Source organism: Mesorhizobium oxytropidicola (assembly GCF_056174625.1).
In genome coordinates this window covers 4,781,627-4,801,150 of record NZ_CM149692.1, presented here as the reverse complement: position 1 = coordinate 4,801,150, position 19,524 = coordinate 4,781,627, and the positions used below count along the sequence as shown (strand labels likewise).

Sequence of the window (19,524 nt, the reverse complement as noted above, 5' to 3'; positions counted from 1 at the left end):
GCCGCTTCAACGGGTGCAGAGCATTCTTGGGGGAGACGTCCATGACAGCGCGTACCAGACCGGACACGAAGTTGCGTGTCGCTCACTTTGCCGCCGCCGCTCGCCGGTTCGTTCCGGTCCTTCTCATTTTGCTTGGCGTTTCGGGCTGCGAAAAAAATCTCTTCCAGGCGCCACCCCATGGCGGCACTGCCGATGTGCCGCCGGCACCCGTTTCGGACAGCGTTCTCACGCTGGTGGCACAAATCCCGTATGAGACGCTAGTGCAAGCAGCGCAATTGAAGATACCGCAATCCGTTCCAGTGCAAGGAGATGGTCAAATCGGATGTGTCGGTATTCCTCATATTAATCCCGGACAGGTGGGACATCACACTGAGTGCCGTTGGATAGGTGTCCGTGTTTGCGCTGAGGTGCCAGATATTACGGCTCCGAGCATTGGCACTACGAACCAATGCGCCGACTATCATTGGCATGCTGATATCAAAACTGATGGACCTCTGGTCGTGACCCAGGCGGGCAATGGCGTTCACGTCGAACAGCCGCTGTTTGTCAGCGGTCAGGCCGGCGTAGGCGGCGACCTTGCCAAACTGCTTTCGCTTTCCGGAAAGAACTTCGAGGCTCGGCTGGTCCCCGGCGTCGATCTGCAGCTCGACATGAACGATAGGTGGTGCCCCGTGCTCTCGGGAACCCCAACCGGCAGATGGGTGAGCAGTGCTTCGGTGGAAGTAGTGGGCAAAAACTGCCTCGGCTTTGACTTTGGCAACCTGGGGCACCCCCAGGTCTGCGCAGGGCCGATCAATCTGGGACTGGCTGACGTGTTGAACGGCCAGATCAATGACCACCGTGCCAAGATACAGGATGCCATTTCCAAAGCTCTGCCCTGTGATGCGCTTCGGTCAAAGGTGGAGGCCCAATGGCACGCCTTTTCGATCAAGATCGACCGAGCGGACAGCACGCCCGTCTATCTCAACATCGTCCCCACAGCGGCGAGCTTTTCGGGCCTGGTCGGTGAAGCGCAAGGCATGAAGATGACCGTGCGTGTCGCGGCAAAGACCAGTCTTGCCGCAGAGCCAGTTCCCACACAGACCCTGTCTCTGCCGCCATTGGGCAAAACATCAGCCGATCGGAGTCAAGCCGATATCACCGTGCAAGCAGCTGCTCCCTATGCATTGCTGTTGGACGAGCTGTCAAAGAACCTTAAGGGTCACGACTTCCAGCAGCAGACGCCGGCCGGCGCCATCGATGTCAAGGTCGAGGATGTTGACCTCTATCCTAGCGCTGGCTCCGTCGTGGTGGGCCTGAAGGTACAGGCAAAGCTGCCGGGAGAGTTCCTGAACACGACCGGCTGGGTTTACCTCTCAGGGCTACCCCGCGTCGAGAAAACTGGCACAGCGATCTCGATCGATGAATTGCATTTCGCGACCGTCCTGGACAACGCCTTCTGGAAGGCAGCACAATCCCTGTTCGAAACCCAGATCCTCGCAGATTTAGAGGCTCATTCGAGAAGTCGATCTCAACAAGCAGATCAACGACGCGTCCGATGAGATTTTGAAGGCCGTTCACAATACCAACGTTCCGGGATTGAAGATTTCCGCTGACACTCCGTCGATCGAACTTCTCGATATCACCGTCGGGCCAAAAAATCTGATTGCCAGTGCCCGGCTCAAAATGAATTTCGATATGGCGCTATCAGCTGATTTAGTAGGTCAGTAGCCCGCCTGCCAAATGAGCCGTGGCCACCCATAACGAACAAGAGGTGCAAATGACGCAATCGCAGCTTAGCAAGGTTTGGTTTGTGGTCGGTGCGCTCCTTCTCTATTACGCCCTGAATTCCTGGGTGGTAGCGCAAGGCGGGGAAGAGATATTCGGTGCAAAGCTGGTCATGAAGGCGAGGGTGCCTGCAGTAATGATCGCAGTCCCGATATGTTCGATTTTGCTCGCCCTAACCTCACTCGTTGGACGCGTCTATGCCCTACGCGGCGGCTCGCACTGGCACGCGCGGATACCCGTTGTCGGCTTCGACGCAATCGATACGGGCTCGCCCGAGGGCCGCGTCTATCAAGGCGTGATGATTGCGGTCTTCTCTGTGCTACCCGCGATCGCGCTGGCCTATTTCTGGTGTACGTTTCTCTCCGCGACGGTAATGCTGAACGACGGCAAGAAGGACCCAGGCGCCAGCCTTTGGGATTGGTCTCAGCTGCGGACGCTGAACGATCCCGCTCGTATCTGCACTGATTTTCACAGGGAGTTAGCCGATCCGTGTATCGGTAATGCGACCGTGCTGCCGGGCCTTGAGCCAACAATCTTTGGCGCGCTAACCCTGGCGGGCATTATTGCGCTTGCGATGCACTGGCGTGCCGTGGCGACGGGCCAACGGCATGAGGCCCCACCGATCACGACCCGCGGCAGGTAAGAGTCAGCGGAAATGAAACTGTCAGTCAGTTGCGGGCGACGAAAGAGGCTTGCGGCCCAGCGATTCCAGCAGAGCGACCTGGCCGGTAACGGCAGATCCGGCAACCCAGGCCAGCATCACCCACTCGGAAACGGTCATGCCGCCGGCGCGCGCGTAGAGCATTGCGCCTACCACGGCTGAGAACAGGCCTAACCCCACCGCCAACATCACGGCCATCTTAAACAGCGCGTGTGGCGGTTTCTGTCCGACAAACTGTCCGCAGGCGTACATGGCGGCAATGGGGATGCTCACGGCGATGATAAGAAGTCCGATTGTTGCAAAGAACACCATCTCTCTCATCCCCTCCGCCTTTACGGCGTTTGCATCCGTAGCCGCTTCTTACCCGGCGCCATCAACAGAGTGTCTCGCAAGCAATTCCGTCGCCATCGCGATCCAGCTTGCCGCCCCATGGACAGTTGTTGAGATACCATTGGGCTTCGTCGCAAGAGCTGATTTGCGAGCACGTCCGCCGCGGTTGGCATGAAAAGCTTTGCGCTACCTGTCGGCGGCTGATGATGCCGAGCGGCTGGCTCGACGGCCTCGCATCGCCAGCGTGCGCAGCCCGCCATTCCCAGGGCGCCTGAAACGTTCCGACCCAAAGACCGAGCTTCGCGGCCTCCGCCTTCGCCTGCTGCGCTGAAAAGGCCCCGTGGCTGTAGCGGGGCCAATCCAGAGCCTGGCCGTGCTCGACCATCCAGGAAGCGACGGTGACGCCGTCCGCTCGCTGGCAATCACCGACAAACCGGTGATAGCGGTCCCAAGCTACGAAGGTGCAGTGCGCCGGCCTGGAGGCCGCTAGAAAGGCGTCCAGAGCCTCGGCCGAGCGGCGCCCGCAGGGATAGTCGAATCCCTTGGCGTCACTGCAGGATTGCTTGCTCTCCGGAGCGTCGATGCCGTTAAAGCGGATCCGCTGGCCATGGATTTCGATCGTGTCCCCATCGATAACGGACGCGACGCCAGCGATCGGCTCTGGCTTCGACCCGAACCAGCTCGAAACCCCAATGTCTGGTATGCGGTCGGTATGCTGCATAGCTGATTGCGTGGCTAAGGCGGCAGCGGCAGCCACTGTCACAAAGACCAGGCCCAACGGCAGGCTTGCGCGACGCCAGGCGGGTGATCGACCCACGCCATTGCCCTTGCGCCCCCAACCCGAGCGATTTTTGTATCGAGATTTGTCCAAGCCATTCTCCCCATCCCTAGAATGCTATCAAATTTGGCGCTGGTCTAGGTTTGGCGGGTGACAAGGGTTGAGAATCTTTCTGTATGGCCGGGAGCTGATCGATCGCATCAACAAAGTGTGTCAATAACTCTTGCGAACTGGAGCAATAGGTAGCGCTGGTTGTAAGGAATTCGCTCGGGGGGCGGGCCGCTCCTTTAGTTTGCACGCAGCGCGTCGATGTACTATCGAGCACATTCAGAATGGGTTTTTTGCATTCTGCTGGGTGGGGGAAGCCGGATATGACAGACGCCGATTGTGGGATTGCTGCGCGCTGAAGCGCGCGGCGTGCCACACGCATGTGTTTTCCGGGGTTAGATCGTAGGGGTAAAGACGTTGGCTGCGAGGTTTGAAGCGCTCGAGAAGCTGCGCAATCGGATAATGGAAGCGAACCACGACTATAGGGTGGGGGCAGACATTTTCCCGAGTCTCAACGTCGACAAGATTGCCCGGGACATGGACCTCGACAATCAGGGAACGGCGCATGGCGAAAAGGACCAGCCATCGACTTCGTCCAAGGCCCTCGACGAGGTCGAACACTCCGTCGTCGAAAGGGTGCAGGACGAGAAAAAAGCGGCCCACCAGATCCTGGAGGATCAGCTTCACCTCTTTTCCGGTCGCGTTGCGAATCTGGGCCTTGAGGAGCAGTTCGGCCTCTTGCAGCAGGCAAACACCTCAAGCCTGTCCGACTTCAAGGGAGAAATAGCGGTCGGTTTGGATACCCTTCACGCTAAGCGAACCGACCTTCACGAGGCCACCAGGGAGCTTTCCAGCTTTCGCAAGAACCACCGTTTGGAACGTGTCGCCAGACTGCAGCAAGGAACAGCCCATCTTTTCAGGGTGGCACTCCTCATTTTCCTCCTGCTGGTCGAGACGTATCTCAACGGATCCTTTCTGGCCAAGGGCAACGACCAAGGCTTCCTCGGTGGCGCCACGGAAGCATTCGCCTTTTCCTTCGTGAATATCGTGTCCGCCTTGATTTTCGCCATCTTCTGCGTGCGCTGGGTGACCCATCGGTCTTGGGGAGGGAAGCTTGTCGGGACCGCTTTCATCCTGGTCTATGCCGCTATTGCGCTCGGCATAAACTTGCTGCTTGCGCACTATCGTGAGGTCAGCGGAACGCTCGCCGACGGCGCTGGCAACATTGCGGTCCAGAGAATGCTCCATAACCCGCTCGGGCTTGAGGAGGTGAGATCGTGGATGCTCTTCCTGGTCGGTCTGCTCTTTTCGATCATCGCCTTCATCGACGGCTGGTTCGTCCTCGATCCATATCCGGGCTATGCCGGCGTGGAGAAAAGGCGCCGGGAGAGGCGGCAGGATTACACCGATACCAAAGCCGACCTCATAGACCGTCTCATCGAATTGCGGGACGACCATAACGGCAAGGTCGAAGACATCTTGAAGGGGCTCAGCAGCCGCAGGAGAGAACACGCTGCAATCCTCTCCAGCCGTGCACGGCTTTCGGCTCTGTTCAATGAACACCAAGAGCAACTCGAGAGGAGCGGCAACCAGCTTCTCTCAAAGTACCGCGAAGCAAACATCCGTGCGCGCAAGACTCCCGCTCCGAAACACTTCTCCCAACCTTTCAAACTCCAAAAGACCAAGCCCATTGTCCAAAACGATGGTGAGATCAAGGATAGCGATCTTGCTTCATCGATTGCCGCGGCCCAGCAGGCGCTGAACGAGCAGATGCAGCAGGTCGGCAAGGAATGCGAGTCCGGGATCGAAAAGTATCGCGACCTCGACAAACTGTATCCGGAGACGCTCGATGGCCAGGCCTAGAAGCCGTCGCAGGGCAGGGAGCTCGCGCGGGAAAGGCGTTGGAGCGATTGTTGGAGCAATCCTGCTTGGACTTGCCTCGCTCGCAATGTTTTCCGGCTACGTCTGGCTCAACGTAAAGGCCCGGGACGTAGTGGAAACAGACGCAAAGACGGGCTGCCCGACAAAGGCGGGACCGAACAGCGTCACCGCTGTTCTTTTTGACACCTCTGATCCCGTCCCGCACGCCACCATGGAGGATCTTGCCAACAAATTCAGGCAGATTGCCGGCTCGATCAAACAGGGCGGCTACCTCTGGGTTGGCACCCTGACAGCGGTACCTGGCGATCTGAAAGAACTGTACGCGCGATGCAATCCGGGAGACGGCTCAACGGTTGACGTCTGGACCAGCAATCCCGGGAAGCATCAGAGAATCTGGGAAGAGGCCTTCGACAAGCCCCTCAAGGAGCTGCCGGAGCACTTGCCGGCGGATAGCCAGGCTGATCAGTCGCCGATCATGGCTGGCATCCAGAAACTGAAGCTCAGCCTGTTCGACAACGGCATGTTCGACAATGTTCCAAAACGGTTGGTCCTCGTGTCGGACATGATGGAGAACACGCCCGCCTATTCCCAATACAAATCGGGGGCCGACTACAACGCCTTCAAGAAAAGCCCAGCGAATTCGCGTTTTAGGACCGATCTTCTCGGCGCTGACGTGACCATCCTCTATTTCAACAGGCCGGAAAGGAAGTTCCCGTCCGTCGACCATGCCAATTTCTGGACCCAGTGGTTTTCGGAGAACGGGGGCAATCTCAGCGACTTTACAAAGCTGGAAGGGATGTAACCCATGGCCGAGCGCAGACAATCCTTCCTCGATACGTGGATGTTCCCGCAGGCTTTCTATATCGCGCTGACGGTAGGCGGGTGCGTTTTCATCGCCGTCACCAAGACCGCCGGCATAAGTCCCGTTATCTCGTCAACAGTGCCGATCGGCATCATGATCGGCTACTTCGCGTTTTCCTGGTACGTCGGGAAGTTGCGCGTTCACGACGAGCAGACAGGTGACAACCTCTATTACATGGGCTTCCTGTTCACGCTCTCCAGCTTGGGCACCTCGCTTTACCAGTTCGGCACAGACGCATCGACGGACGAAATCGTCAGGAATTTCGGCATTGCCGTGACGTCGACCATCACTGGCATCGCGCTGCGCATCTTCCACAATCAGGTCCGACGCGACCCCGCCGACGTGGAACGGGCTGCCCGTCACGAGCTCGCGGATATGACACGCCGCGTGCGCACAGAGATGGAAAGCGTAGCGCGTGAATTCGCCGACTTCCGCCGGGTTTGCAATCAGATGTTGGAGGAAGGGTTCGACGAAATAGCCCGACAGGCGGAAAAGAACGGCGATCAGGTCCGACAGGCCTTCGAGGGTATGGCCGCCAAAGCGATAAAACCCGTCCAGGAGACTTCGGAGAAGATCGTCAAAAGCCTCGATGATACCTTCGGCCGTATCGAAAGCAGGTTTTCTGGAGTTGCCGAAAAGGTCGGCACGGTCGCTGCGTCGCTCGACACGGCGAATGCCTCCATGGCTGGCACGGTCTCGAAGTTCGAGGCGCAGGCCGACATTGTTGCCGGGAAGCTCGCCAAAGTGGTTATTCCCGACGAGGTCCTCAAGACCGACGTCGTCACGGTTCTCAAGGTGCTAGCAGCATCTGTCGGAAGGTTCACCGAGCGGGCCGAAGCGCTTTCGAAAGAACAGGGAGAAAGGACCGACAAGCTTTCGGATGCCGTCTTGAAGATGGCAGCGCATCAGAGGCTCCTCCTTGAGAAGCTTGAGAAGCAGGCTGAACAAAACGCCAGTACGACGAACCTGCTATCGCGCATCCTCGATCGCGATCGTGTGCCTGTCCCGCACGAAATCCGTCCGGTTGCACCCGTGCCCGCCAATGAACCGTCTGTTGAGCCTCCCATCTTCATCCCCATTTCCGAGGTAGCTGCGCAGGGTGGGAAGCCAGGCGCAGCGGCAACACCCAACGGGACTGATGCCGGGCAGCCGGCCTCCCAGCCGATCGTGGAGAAAGCCCAACTGAGGCCGAGATGGTGGCGCTGAACGAACTTGGCGGAGCTTCGGTCGGCTACGAAAAGAAAGGCTATGCCCGCGGCTTGATCCTCGGGCTCACCATGGCCGAAACGATGCTCCTGCTCGTCTTCTGCTTGCTGTTAGTGGCGGGCGCCATTGTCGCAAAGAAGAAGGCGGAACTGGAGACTGCCCTTGAAAAGGTATCTCGCAGCGAGGCAGAGGTCCGACAACTCAAACAGGAGAACAAGAACCTGCTGGCCCAGGTTGCTGAGCTCATGGAACGGTCGACCGGGCACAAAGTGCCTGATGAGGAATGGCGAAAACTTGTCCTCGCCAAAAAAGCGATCGAGCAGATCGAGCAAAAGGGACTGACGGCCGAACAAGCAGTTAGCCTGGCGGAAGCCACAGCCGCAGTCCGCGACAACAAGCTCACAGCCGATGACGTGCGCAAGCTGGTGTCGGCGCATCAGCGCGCGACCGAAGCCGAACGTAAGCTGGCCGAGGCCGAAAAGGAACTCGCCGAAACGACACGGCAGCCTAAGGACCTCCCACCAATCATCAATCTCAGCGAAGCCAACGGCTATTCCTTCGAAGTCAGTAGTGCCGAACTCAAACCGGACTTCAGGGCCAAGCTTGAGGGCATCATTGCCGAGCAGATTGCTGAGATCGTCGCGAAATACGATGTCGATGTCGTCGAGGTCATTGGCCACACTGACGAACAGCGATTGTCGAGGCAGTCGAACATGGACTACGTTTTGAGGCGCGTACTCTCTGGAGATGAGAGCGTCAGCAAAATGGAACCCGGTGACAATGCCGGGCTGGGCCTGGCGCGAGCAATATCCGTCGCGTCGGTTCTGAAAAAGATACCAAACTTCCGCCACCTGAACGTTCTGCCCATGTCAGGTGGGCAGCTGATCCTGCCTGACGATCGCCTGACGGATGGAGCCCAGTCCGGCGATGCTCCAGAAAGACGTCGTATCGAGATCCGAGTACGCAAGAGTAAGCAGAAACTGGCCGCCGAGGGCAACCACGAAGGCAACTGATAGGCAAACCATACTGAGACAAAGCGTGGGATGCCATCAAGCGCAGTGCGGCTGGAAGCCCGCAAACTGCCGCTGGTCCTCAGCCAGCGCACCGCACTCATTGCATGAGATGGAGCCTGTTTCCGCGAGGCGCGTCATTACTACAGGGAAGGAAACTTCCCAAATCTCAACCGGGTCAAGAGTTACGATGTGCAGGAGCACCAGCATAACGGTTGGCAGGGACCAGCCCGTTTTTCCAGCCGCGCGATAACGGCTGCCGCAATGCATGGTGCCCTTATTTCTGATGTACATAGGTCATTGACGATAAATTGTTGATGCATCGGCTGTCTAATATTAACCAATAAATCAGAGTTTGATTGGCAACCTCTTCTACTGGGTCCGATGGCTGTGTCGGAGGGGATGCGTAATGAGTCTGGGTGCCACAGGGCTCACGCCCATAACGCCGACTGCTTTCATCAAGAAGTGGAGGAAGTCCGATCTTGGCGAGCGGCAGACGGCTCAAGAACACTTCCTCGATATCTGCTCGCTGATCGGCCACCCATCTCCGATTCATGAGGACCCGAGTGGGGAATTCTTCGCGTTCGAGAAAGGCGCGAACAAGCTCGGAGGGGGCAAAGGTTTTGCTGACGTCTGGAAGAAGGGTCACTTCGCATGGGAGTACAAGCGTAAGAAGGGAAACCTCGACGAGGCCCTCCTACAGTTGATGCGATACGCGCCGGCGCTTTTGAGCCCACCGCTCCATATCGTTTGCGACATCGAACGCCTTCGCATCCATACCGCTTGGACCAACACCGTCCCGTCCACCTACGAGATCACTCTAGATGACCTCGCGGAGCCTTCAGCACGCGAGATGTTGCACAACGTCTTCTTCAGCCCGGAAAAGCTGAGGCCGACCAGAACACGCGCGGCAGTCACCAAGGAAGCAGCAGACAAGTTTTCCACGATCGCCCTCCGCCTTCAGGGGCGCGGCACTCCGGATGAGATCGCTCATTTCGTGAATCAGTTGGTGTTCTGCTTCTTCGCCCAGAGTGTCAGCCTGCTGGATGATGGGCTGTTCACGAAGCTCCTAAAGCGATCCGCCCGCGCTCCGGAACGAGCCATGAGCTACCTCAACAAGCTGTTTGAAGCGATGGAGCGCGGCGGCGAGTTCGATCTGACCGATATCGCATGGTTCAACGGTGGTCTGTTCGACGGTCGTCGAGCGCTACAGCTCGACCACGGCGACATCGGTTTGCTTATCGCCGCAGATAGCCTCGATTGGGGTCTCATCGATCCTACGATCTTTGGAACCCTGTTCGAGCGGTTTCTGGACCCGGAAAAACGCGCCCAGATCGGCGCGCATTACACCGATCCAGAAAAGATCATGCGCCTTGTCGACCCCGTCATTCTGAGGCCTCTGCGACAGGAATGGGAACAAGCAAGTCTGGAGATCGTCGAATTCCTGAATGGCAATCGCAAGCCGCCAATGCGAAGGCAGCAATCCCGCCGGATGACGCGTGAGGAAGCGGCGGCCGAAGTGCGGTCCCGTTTCACGGAACGGCTGCGAAAGCTCCGCATTCTGGATCCGGCATGCGGGTCCGGGAACTTCCTATACCTCGCTCTCCAGGGCGTGAAGGATATCGAACACCGCGCCAACCTCGACTGCGAGATGCTCGGCTTGCCCGCGCAGCTTCCGCTCACAGGGCCGGAAATCCTGCGCGGCATCGAAATCAACATGATGGCAGCCGAGCTTGCACGCACGACCATCTGGATCGGCGATATTCAGTGGCAGATAAAGAACGGGATTCGCTCGAAATCGATTCCAATCCTGCGCAAGCTGGATGCAATCGAAAGGCGCGACGCCTTGGTCAGACAGGCCGAAGACGTCGATACAGCTCATGACGCACAAGGAGACCTTCTGGCTGCCTTAGGGCCACGCACCGGAGATGCCGAGGCGGAATGGCCGGAAGCAGAATTCATCGTTGGGGAATCCACCGTTTCTGGGCGTACGGTTGATGCGGCAAGGCTTAGGCGATCCGACGGTTGAACGCCTTTTCGAGGTGTACGACGGACGGGTCTCTCGCGAGGCTGATCTCGTCTGTTATTGGGTGGAGAAAGCCCGCGCCGCTGTAGCTGCAGATCGAACGCGTCGGGTGGGACTGGTCACAACGAATTCCATACGTGGTGGAGCGAACCGAAAGGTGTTGGATCGAATCATCACCGAGAACCGGCTATTCGAAGCCTGGAGCGATGAGCCGTGGGTCATAGATGGCGCGGCCGTGCGGGTGTCCCTCATTTGCTTCGGTCGGGGTGAGGACCCGTTGCGCCTCGATGGCAGGTCGGTTGCACAGATAAACGCAGATCTTACCGCCGGCGTGACCGACCTGACAAAGGCGCGCCAGCTCTCAGAGAACCAACACGTAGCGTTCATGGGCGATACGAAAGGTGGTGCCTTCGATGTCGCGGGTAGCTTGGCCCGGACCTGGCTCCGCATGCCGACGAATCCCAATGGCAGGCCGAACTCAGATGTGCTCCGTCCATGGCGCAACGGAATGGATATCACTCGCCGCGGCCGCGACATGTGGATCATCGATTTCGGGTGGGAGATGTCCGAGCAGGAGGCCGCTCTCTACGAGGCGCCGTTCCAGCACATCAAGGAGTACGTGTTTCCGGAGCGCTCACAGAATAGGCGTGATGCGTACCGTGAGCGCTGGTGGCGGCACGTGGAGCCAAGGCCGGCTTTTCACGCCTCCTTGCGGGGCCACTCGCGCTATGTGGCAACACCTCGCGTCGCAAAGCATCGGACATTCGTATGGCTTGATCAATCGATAGTTCCCGACTCCCGTATCTTCGCGTTTTCTCGATCAGACGATGTCTTTTTCGGGATTCTTCATTCCCGTTTTCACGAGGCTTGGAGCTTAGCAACTTGCTCGTGGCACGGCGTCGGTAATGATCCGACCTACAATAGTGCGGGGGTGTTCGAGACCTTCCCGTTCCCCGAGGGCCTCACGCCGGACATCCCCGCAGTTCGATATGAAAAGGATTCAGGTGCCATCGCCATATCAAGCGCAGCCAAGAGACTTGATGACCTGCGGAATGCGTGGCTCAACCCGAGCGATCTTGTCCAGATCGAGCCTCAGGTCGTACCCGGCTATCCGGATCGAATCCTTCCGAAGGACCTCGCGTCGGACGAGATCCTGCGCGAGCGCACCCTGACCAACCTCTACAACCGGCGTCCGCAGTGGCTGGTCGACGCTCACTCGAAGCTCGATGCCGCCGTTGCCGTAACCTACGGGTGGCCTGTGGATATCTCGGAAGATGAAGCCCTGGCGAACCTCCTCGAACTCAATCTGGTGCGCGAGGCATTCAACGCGTGCGCCAAACCCGGTCTGAAGACAAGAAAGTCACGTCGCCCAACGCCGGAAGAGGTTCGACGTGCTCCGCAGATGAAGTTGCCCATTGCAGGTGGCCGCAAGTCAGGAGTCGGTCCGCAGCAATTGACCACCGAGGATCGCGAAAACCAGCCGAAATCAGCAAAGCGTCCGCGAAGCACCAAACGCCGGGCAAGCTGACCCAGGTAGCCAAGTTGTGCGAGACTCCCTTGACCCAGGATTGCTGATCGCGACCCCATTCCCGTCATTCCCGCCACGCCTCATGAGGTACTGCTGTGCGCCCAATTGTCGCCGTTCCGTTAGCTGTGAGCGATCACAGAAGCGGTCGTTCGTTGATGCAACCGGCCGACCACATTCGCAGGGGGGAGCGGCGTCGCTTTCGAATCTCGTCAAGCTATGTCGGTGAGTGGATCGGGCAAGCTTCATCGGCTCTAGCCAATACTGGCCTTCTCAGCTTGGATCCGAATCTCGATTTCCTGCGCCTCTGGAACTCCCAGCTTGACCAGCCGGCCAAGCGTGGCTTCGATCCGCACACACGTTGCGGATGCTCGCTGCGGAGCAATGACGGATCCTCGACCGCCGCATTGCCGAACCACTGCGCGACTTTCCGGCCGATGCCTAGCTCGATGCCACATCGAAAATCGGTGCGTGTGGCATCGAGCTAGGCATCGACCGCGAACAGGAGAAAATCTAGGTGCCGCTGTGGGAGCGACCGACAAGGTATTAGCGGTCGCAGCGTGTCGAGAGACTCGGCCATGCCAAGTGTCGCCGGAAAGACGTGCTCTCCGGACCCCGATCGTTCACAACCAAAGATGCAGCGCCGCGCCATTGATCATGGATGTAAGAGTTATTCCTCAGGAATAGCCACAGCTCCGCGCGGCAACTTGCGCAGCCACTGCTATGTCACGAGGATGGCCGTCCACTCGGAAGCACGGGTGCTCGCTGATGGAAACCGGTTATCCAACCACCGCCGGGTGGTTGACGTTTTCCGGAATACCGCCCATCCGGACGCCATGCCGATAATGAGCTACGGCCCTCAAATGACCGAGAGCGAAGCGGCCTGTAATGAAGGGGATAGCCCTGTCCGACCTGCTAACGCCAGCGAGATTCCAACGCAGACGCACTTCCTCGAATTGTACCGCGTTCTGGGCGATGCGGATTCCTCGAATATGATCGAATCCAAACTCCATCGTATTCGGAGCAAATTTGACGGGATAGCAGGACTTGCCTGGAGCTCGCGAGAGACAGCGAAGCGGACCTATCGTTCAACAGACTGCTATTGCAGGGAAACTCGAGCTGAAAATTAGGCTGAATCTTAAAATTCTGTTGCGAATTTAAGAGGGCGCTCAGCAAGCTGAACCGAAGCCTTCCTCAGCAGGTGTATTTGCGTCTTCCTTCCACCCCTACCATCACGTTTTCGTGTTCTTTAGCGATTCCTGAATTCACTCGACTCGGGGTTGCCAACGAATCTGGACTCCTTCCCAATAGATATATAACGGTATTAGTAGAGAATATCTTCTCGGGGGAGGGGTTCTATGGCGGCCAAACGCAGGTCTGCGGCTGTATTAATTTGCCTTTTTCTCGGGGCTTGCGGCACCCGCGTCCCGGAAATCCAGGAAAATGCTTTTGCTTCGGAGCACGCACGTAGTGATTTCGTGAATGCAATCGCACGAAATGTGCGATGCGAGGTCCAGGACGCTGTTGTGCGTCTGTATGCCGACAATGCGACGATCGACCCGCAAAACAGGAATTTGCAGTGGTTCGATTCCTGGGCGGCGCAGTTGTCACTCAGCCTTACAACGGAAGAAAGAGCTCGGTCAACCCAGTCGTGAACCTACTGCCGCCAAGTCCCGCGACCAGCGTTTTCAATGTCAATCTGGGGGGAACACTTTCGGCCGATGCAACGCGGATCGACAAGATCGGATCGTTCTTTACAGTCGCGGACCTGAAGTCGTTGCAGGTCTGCGATCCGAAAGGAGAATACTGGCCCGTTCATCCTCCAGGGTGATCTGAAGCTTCATGATTGGCTCCAGGCGACCATGATTTCATCTGGCAATGGCGACACGCCGCCGCCAGCGAACCAGAGCGGCCCTTTTAAGTCGAATGTGATCTCGCATCAGGTGAAATTCGAGGTCGTTACGACAGGCGGCGTTTCCCCCGGATGGAAACTGGTCAGGGCTACTGTCAACCAGTCCGGCACGTTTTTGGGCGCCACACGAGACCGCACCCAGGACCTCACTATAACCTTTGGCCCTCCGGACCCTGCCTGGTCGGTGGTCGTCATCGACCCCAAGACAAAAAGGCCAAAGATTGATCCCGCCACCGGGAAACCAGTCATGCGGTCGACCGCGCTGGGGCAGGCTGCAGCTAACGCAGCCTTAGCAGCAGACATCGGGGTGTCCGTTGCCGCCAACGTTGCCAGCACGATCGGGCAGTAGTTTGGATGAAGTCGACACAGGGGGCGAATGACATTGTGAAGAAAACTAGGAAAGCTTCGGTTGGCGTAATCGCCAAACAGCACAACAATGAATTGTACGCGTGCCGCTGCTACAAGGTTGGCGATGTCTACGAGAAGTGGGTGTTGAACCCCAAGACCGGCACCTACAGTGGTCCGTTCCTCGTCAGTGCTGAAGTATGCAGGGCGTGCAACATGTCGGAGGCCGAGTTGGTCGGTTTGTGACAGCGATGCTGTCATGTCAGACTTTGCCGAGGGCTCCTGAAGAAGCCACGAAAAATGAGGTCAGCTATGATTGTCCCTGATATCGGTCCTGGAGGTAAAATGAACCGGATGCTTATCACGTGCGGTGGGATTTCGCTCGCCCTCCTAGTTGGCTCACTGGTGTTGGGACATCAAGCCGGCGCTATTGCCCCAGCAGCTTTCACGCCGCTCGACCAGCGCTGGACAAAGGAGCAGCGTGAGGCTTGGTATAGCGCGTCTCAAGGGTCACGGCTAATTCCCCTGAGTTGGATTAAAGCTCTTGAACAATCTGGATCGACGAAATTATTCCTTGAGCCAGACAATATCGCGTCATTCGGTTACTTGCCATCTGAAGACTCTACGGGGCTGCCCCTAGGCTTTGTCCCAGACAAGGGTCCCGACGGAAACCTGCAGCGGACCGGGGTGCATTGGAAAGTCAATCAGCACGATGAGGCTTGGGTCGGCTTAACCTGTGCAGCTTGCCATACTGCACAACTGACCTACAAGGGAGCCGTAATGCGGATCGATGGCGGGCCATCGCTCTCTGACTTCCAAGCTTTCATGCGCGGGCTTAATAAAGCTCTTTCTGAAACGCAGGACGACAGCAACAAATGGGGCCGCTTCGCGCGAGCTGTGTTACCGGGCGATGAGGGAACAGATCAAAACAAGAAATTGCTTCGACAAGCTTTCGTAGATCTGGCGAATTGGCAACAATTAGAGTCAAAAGTAAATGAAGCTCCGATCGAATACGGACCGGGGCGTATAGACGCCTTCGGGCACATCTTCAACAAGGTTGCTCTTATATTAAATGGTAATAATGTCGGAGGAAACCCTTCAGATGCGCCGGTAAGCATCCCGTTCATTTGGAGGGCACCTCAGCTTGATCGTGTTCAGTACAACGGAATTGCTGAAAATTTGCCAGCTCTACATGGTGCGGTCGACATCGGCGCGCTGGGGCGGAACACAGGCGAGATGATCGGCGTGTTTGGGGATGTTCGGCCGAATTCAAATCCAGGGATCGGTAACGGCTTTGCTTCGAGTATAAAGACAAGGAACCTGCTGCGCCTTGAAGACGTCCTGAGTCAGTTACAGCCCCCGCTCTGGCCGGAATCGGTGCTCGGCAAAATCGATCCAGCGAAACGTTCTGTCGGACAATTGCTGTATAATAAAAATTGCGCCGGTTGCCACCAAGTCGTTGCACGCACCGACTTGGCAAAGCTGATCCCGGTGCAAATGAGCCTTTTCGACGGATCCGGAAAAAGCACAATCTCAGCGAAGATGCTACCGCCTCCGGGCACAGATCCCTGGATGGCTTGCAACGCGTTTGCCTATCAAATCCCTCCCGGACTCCTATCAGGCTTTTCAAGCAACCTACTTATGGATGGAAAGCAAATCCCCCTGCATGAAGCTGGCGTAGCAAATCTTCTCCGATTGGTTGTTGCTGGCACGTTGCTGGATCAAAAATGGGCATTAACAAAGGAGACGGCTCTTAGGTTAATCGGCATACGTCGTTTGCCTGGACTAGAGAAAATTGGCCCACCTGTCACAGTACCAACACACCCGAATCGGTCAGAAAAAAAGCAAAGGCAATTGGGAAAATGTTTGGGCTCGACCCATCCCAACTTGGGTTATACGAGCCGCCCTTTGAACGGGATATGGGCGACCGCGCCGTTCTTGCACAATGGATCTATACCGAGTATTTACGACCTTCTGCTCCCGGCAGAACAACGGCCAAAGAAGTTCGCAGTTGGCGGAAGAGAGATTGATCCGGTTCGCCTGGGCGTCGGCGGTAGTCAAGGTGCGGACGGCAACCAGTTGTTTACTTTTGACACCTCGGTGGACGGTAATTCGAATTCGGGGCACGACTACGGAAACGAGAAATTTAGTGATGAAGAGCGATATGCGATCATGGAATACTTGAAATCGCTCTGAGGATTGCGTGTGGTTGCGATCGAACACATTCGCGGCCGAGCCATAAAAGAACTTCGAAGGCGCTATTCCGAAGGTAGCGTGACCGCGAGCCGCTTGGTCATTTCGCCACTTATGGACGCCTATTTTTTGATGTCGCCATATGCATTTGACGAAAGCCGAGCCATAGTACATTCCGCTCGACCTTGCGCAAGTGCGCGCCAGGCAGTCGTCCCAAGCACTGGCGGTCCAGATATGTTGGGCGACGCTCTACAACCGGTGCTGGCCACGAGGTCAACTTGTTTTGAGGCGGAACAACGCTGTGGAAAGTGATGCGTACGTGGATGGGATAGGTTTTGAATTGGGAGGCTAAAAATGCACCTTTCGCTTATCGCGCGGCGCTTCTTCCTTGCTACTTTTTTTGGAATGCTTTTCGGGTCAGGCACGGCAGCTGAGTCACTTTTTTCACACAAGGAAACGGAACAACCGAACTGCAATTGCTGTTTCGCAGATCCTGGCGGAAAGTGCTGCCAGTCATCGGGCTGCAATATTGAGGCAATGCAAACAGGTAAGAACGAGATAGGCGCCGGTTTGGCCGCGCCCGCCGAGAAACTGGAGACTGTGCTTGGCCCTCCAGTCGACCATCTTAGGAGCTGCGTTCTTAAAAACGAACTGGGTCTAGATAAGACAAACGAAGCAGGTATAGCGAAGGAATTCTTTGCTTTACCCAGCGTCAATCAGTGCGACGCGTTCTTGCCCGATTTGCTCGAGCAGCGGTTCGATATGTTGGCTGCCGAGCGTACCGGCGGGGTGACACCTGCGATGCGCGACTTGGCGAAAACCTACACCAACCTTTGCCTATCGCCGCCGACGTCGGTCTATAAGCCCGTCCTCAATGCCGCCCAAGTTAAGCGGATCGCCGAGCGCACGATGCTTCTGGTTGGTGAGGACGCCCAGCCTTATTGTCATGGCTTTCGTCTCAACAACTTTATCGTGACTGCGGATCACTGTCTTGCTGGCAATACCGTCGGCGCCAAGTTGACAGTTCGCACGCTGGAGGAGCCTGCGCTACTGGTTGCAACCGTCACTCGTCGTGGCGGACAGGAGCAAGGAAGAGTTTTGGCGCGTGACTATGCCCTACTCACGTTGGATAAACCGATGCTTGGCGATAGCGCCGCTGACGCAGCTTGGCTCGACCAGCCGATTGAGAACTCGCGCCTTTTTATCGATCAATTGAATATCTACGCTTTGATGGCCGCAAATGCCCCTGCTAGTGGTGACCTCGCCGGGTTTACCACGAACCTAGACAATCCGTTCTGCCGGTTGCTCAAGGTGGCCGGCAATGGGTTCTTGCTTAACGCCTGCCAGTCCGAGGAAGGCACAAGTGGCGCGGCCTACATACAAGCGGATGCCGCCGGCCATCTACGGCTGATTGGGGTCCACGCTGGGCCAACCGACAAACTAGGAATTACAGCCCTCAGCGATTGCTCAATTTGGCTCGGAAATTATGGGGTCAGTCTTCCGGTTGATGAGTTACGGAAGATAGTGGAGGGGCAAGGGTGCCGTCGCAGGAGTGGTTGGAATTGTGAGTTGGCGTAGTCTCCGGGGTGTCAAACCTCGAATCATCCGGCGTTAGAGCGCCGGACAGGAGACTACGCCATGACAAGGACTACCATGAATGCGGAAGCCGTTCATCCTGGGGATGAGGCGACGAGCTATCTTTTCGACAACTGGTTTGATCCGATCGAAGCTGGCCTGCGCGAGCGGGTGCGCGGCTTCATCGAGACGATGCTCGAGACCGAGCTGGACGCGGTGCTTGCCCGTCCCCGTTATGGCCGGCAGCCGGCGGCGCGCAGTGAGGAGACCACCGGTGTCGCCGGCCACCGCCACGGCAGCCGGACGCGCACGCTGACGGGGACCTTCGGCACCACCGAGATCACGGTTCCGCGGGCGCGCCTCGATGCCGGCAAGGACAAGACGGTGGAATGGAAGAGCAAGGCCTTGCGCGCCTATCAGCGGCGCACGATGGCCGCCGACGCGCTGATCGCGTCGAGCTACCTGGCGGGCACGAACACCAGGCGCGTGCGGCGTGCGCTCGCCGCGCTGTTCGGCGGCGCGATCGGCAAGGACGTCGTCAGCCGCACCTGGCGCAAGGTGAAGACGGACTGGGACGCCTGGAATGCCCGCTCTCTGGCCGACGAGCCGATGGTGCGCCTCATCCTCGACGGGACGGTGGTTCGTGTCAGGCTCGACCGCAAAGCGACCTCGATCTCGCTGCTCGTGGTCATCGGTGTGCGCGCGGACGGCCAGAAGATCCTGCTCGCGGTCAAGAATATGGGTGGCGAGACGACGGAGGCCTGGCGGGCCATTCTCGACGATCTCGTCGGGCGCGGCCTGCGCCGACCTGAGTTTCTCATCGTCGATGGCGCACCTGGCTTGGACAGGGCGATCGCCGCGCTGTGGGACGGGGTGCCGGTGCAGAGATGCACGGTTCACAAGCACAGGAATCTGCTTGCCCATGCTCCCGAGCGGCTGCACGAGGAGATCAGCGCCGATTACACCGACATGATCTACGCGGCCACGCCGGAGGAGATCGAGAGCCGCCGCAAGGCGTTCCTGCGCAAATGGCGGCTCAAGTGCCGGGCGGTGGCCGACAGCCTGGAGGAGGCCGGCGAGCGTCTCTTCGCCTTCACCCGGCTGCCGCCGAGCCAATGGAAAAGCGCCAGAACAACAAACGCGATTGAGCGTCTGCATGAGGAGTTCAAGCGGCGCATCAAGACCCAGACCGTTCTGCCTTCGGCCGAAACCGCGGCAATGTTGTTCTGGGCGTTGATGGCGTCCGGTCAAATCTCGATGCGAAAGATCGACGGCTGGCAGACGCTTCCTACGAAGCCACTCGATCAGCAGATTGACCTCGCCGCATGAGCCGTTAATCTTAACCTACCGGAGGCTGCTCCGCCGAATTCCAACACGACCCGCTACGGCACCGGGGCAAGTCACT

At 57.7% G+C, this 19,524-nt stretch carries 15 protein-coding genes; 13 read left to right on the top strand and 2 right to left on the bottom strand.

The features are described 5' to 3' along the window. Nucleotides 1-41: 41 nt before the first annotated feature. A complete protein-coding gene (locus tag AC0V8S_RS24010) occupies nucleotides 42-1,541 on the top strand; it encodes a DUF4403 family protein (protein WP_475433777.1) in 1,500 nt (499 codons plus the stop codon). Nucleotides 1,542-1,759: 218 nt separating this feature from the next. Next, on the top strand, nucleotides 1,760-2,410 hold the full coding sequence (locus AC0V8S_RS24005; RefSeq protein WP_475433776.1) for a hypothetical protein: 651 nt from the start codon (nucleotides 1,760-1,762) through the stop codon (nucleotides 2,408-2,410). A gap of 21 nt (nucleotides 2,411-2,431) precedes the next feature. Here AC0V8S_RS24005 and AC0V8S_RS24000 read toward each other — a convergent pair whose 3' ends face one another. After that, a complete protein-coding gene (locus AC0V8S_RS24000) occupies nucleotides 2,432-2,749 on the bottom strand; it encodes a hypothetical protein (protein ID WP_475433775.1) in 318 nt (105 codons plus the stop codon). A 52-nt stretch (nucleotides 2,750-2,801) separates the two neighbouring features. Further along, entirely contained in the window at nucleotides 2,802-3,629 is an 828-nt protein-coding gene (locus tag AC0V8S_RS23995) for an excalibur calcium-binding domain-containing protein (RefSeq protein ID WP_475433773.1), read from the bottom strand. 372 nt (nucleotides 3,630-4,001) lie between these two features. Here AC0V8S_RS23995 and AC0V8S_RS23990 point away from each other — a divergent pair, with 372 nt between their 5' ends. The 11 genes from AC0V8S_RS23990 (at nucleotide 4,002) to AC0V8S_RS23940 (ending at nucleotide 19,448) form a co-directional block, all read left to right on the top strand. After that, the gene (locus AC0V8S_RS23990; RefSeq protein WP_475433771.1) at nucleotides 4,002-5,447 is read left to right on the top strand and encodes a hypothetical protein; all 1,446 of its coding nucleotides are present in this window, start codon (nucleotides 4,002-4,004) and stop codon (nucleotides 5,445-5,447) included. Next, nucleotides 5,434-6,267, top strand: a complete 834-nt coding sequence (locus AC0V8S_RS23985) for a hypothetical protein (RefSeq protein ID WP_475433769.1) — start codon at nucleotides 5,434-5,436, stop codon at nucleotides 6,265-6,267. Before AC0V8S_RS23990 ends, AC0V8S_RS23985 begins: the two co-directional genes overlap by 14 nt. 3 nt (nucleotides 6,268-6,270) lie before the next feature. Continuing rightward, nucleotides 6,271-7,533, top strand: coding sequence for a hypothetical protein (locus tag AC0V8S_RS23980; RefSeq protein ID WP_475433767.1), 1,263 nt, complete (start codon nucleotides 6,271-6,273; stop codon nucleotides 7,531-7,533). Then, entirely contained in the window at nucleotides 7,521-8,546 is a 1,026-nt protein-coding gene (locus AC0V8S_RS23975) for an OmpA family protein (protein ID WP_475433765.1), read from the top strand. Before AC0V8S_RS23980 ends, AC0V8S_RS23975 begins: the two co-directional genes overlap by 13 nt. A gap of 406 nt (nucleotides 8,547-8,952) precedes the next feature. Beyond that, nucleotides 8,953-10,572: a DNA methyltransferase gene (locus tag AC0V8S_RS23970; RefSeq protein WP_475433764.1), complete on the top strand. Its 1,620-nt coding sequence runs from the start codon at nucleotides 8,953-8,955 to the stop codon at nucleotides 10,570-10,572. A gap of 157 nt (nucleotides 10,573-10,729) precedes the next feature. Continuing rightward, on the top strand, nucleotides 10,730-12,097 hold the full coding sequence (locus AC0V8S_RS23965) for a DNA methyltransferase family protein (protein WP_475433762.1): 1,368 nt from the start codon (nucleotides 10,730-10,732) through the stop codon (nucleotides 12,095-12,097). 1,355 nt (nucleotides 12,098-13,452) lie between these two features. Then, entirely contained in the window at nucleotides 13,453-13,749 is a 297-nt protein-coding gene (locus AC0V8S_RS23960; RefSeq protein WP_475433760.1) for a hypothetical protein, read from the top strand. Nucleotides 13,750-13,956: 207 nt separating this feature from the next. Next, entirely contained in the window at nucleotides 13,957-14,355 is a 399-nt protein-coding gene (locus AC0V8S_RS23955) for a hypothetical protein (RefSeq protein WP_475433758.1), read from the top strand. 341 nt (nucleotides 14,356-14,696) lie between these two features. Continuing rightward, nucleotides 14,697-16,547: a di-heme-cytochrome C peroxidase gene (locus AC0V8S_RS23950; protein ID WP_475433756.1), complete on the top strand. Its 1,851-nt coding sequence runs from the start codon at nucleotides 14,697-14,699 to the stop codon at nucleotides 16,545-16,547. 351 nt (nucleotides 16,548-16,898) lie between these two features. Next, nucleotides 16,899-18,122, top strand: coding sequence for a serine protease family protein (locus AC0V8S_RS23945; protein WP_475433754.1), 1,224 nt, complete (start codon nucleotides 16,899-16,901; stop codon nucleotides 18,120-18,122). A 75-nt stretch (nucleotides 18,123-18,197) separates the two neighbouring features. Further along, nucleotides 18,198-19,448, top strand: coding sequence for an IS256 family transposase (locus tag AC0V8S_RS23940; RefSeq protein ID WP_475438687.1), 1,251 nt, complete (start codon nucleotides 18,198-18,200; stop codon nucleotides 19,446-19,448). Nucleotides 19,449-19,524: the final 76 nt, after the last annotated feature.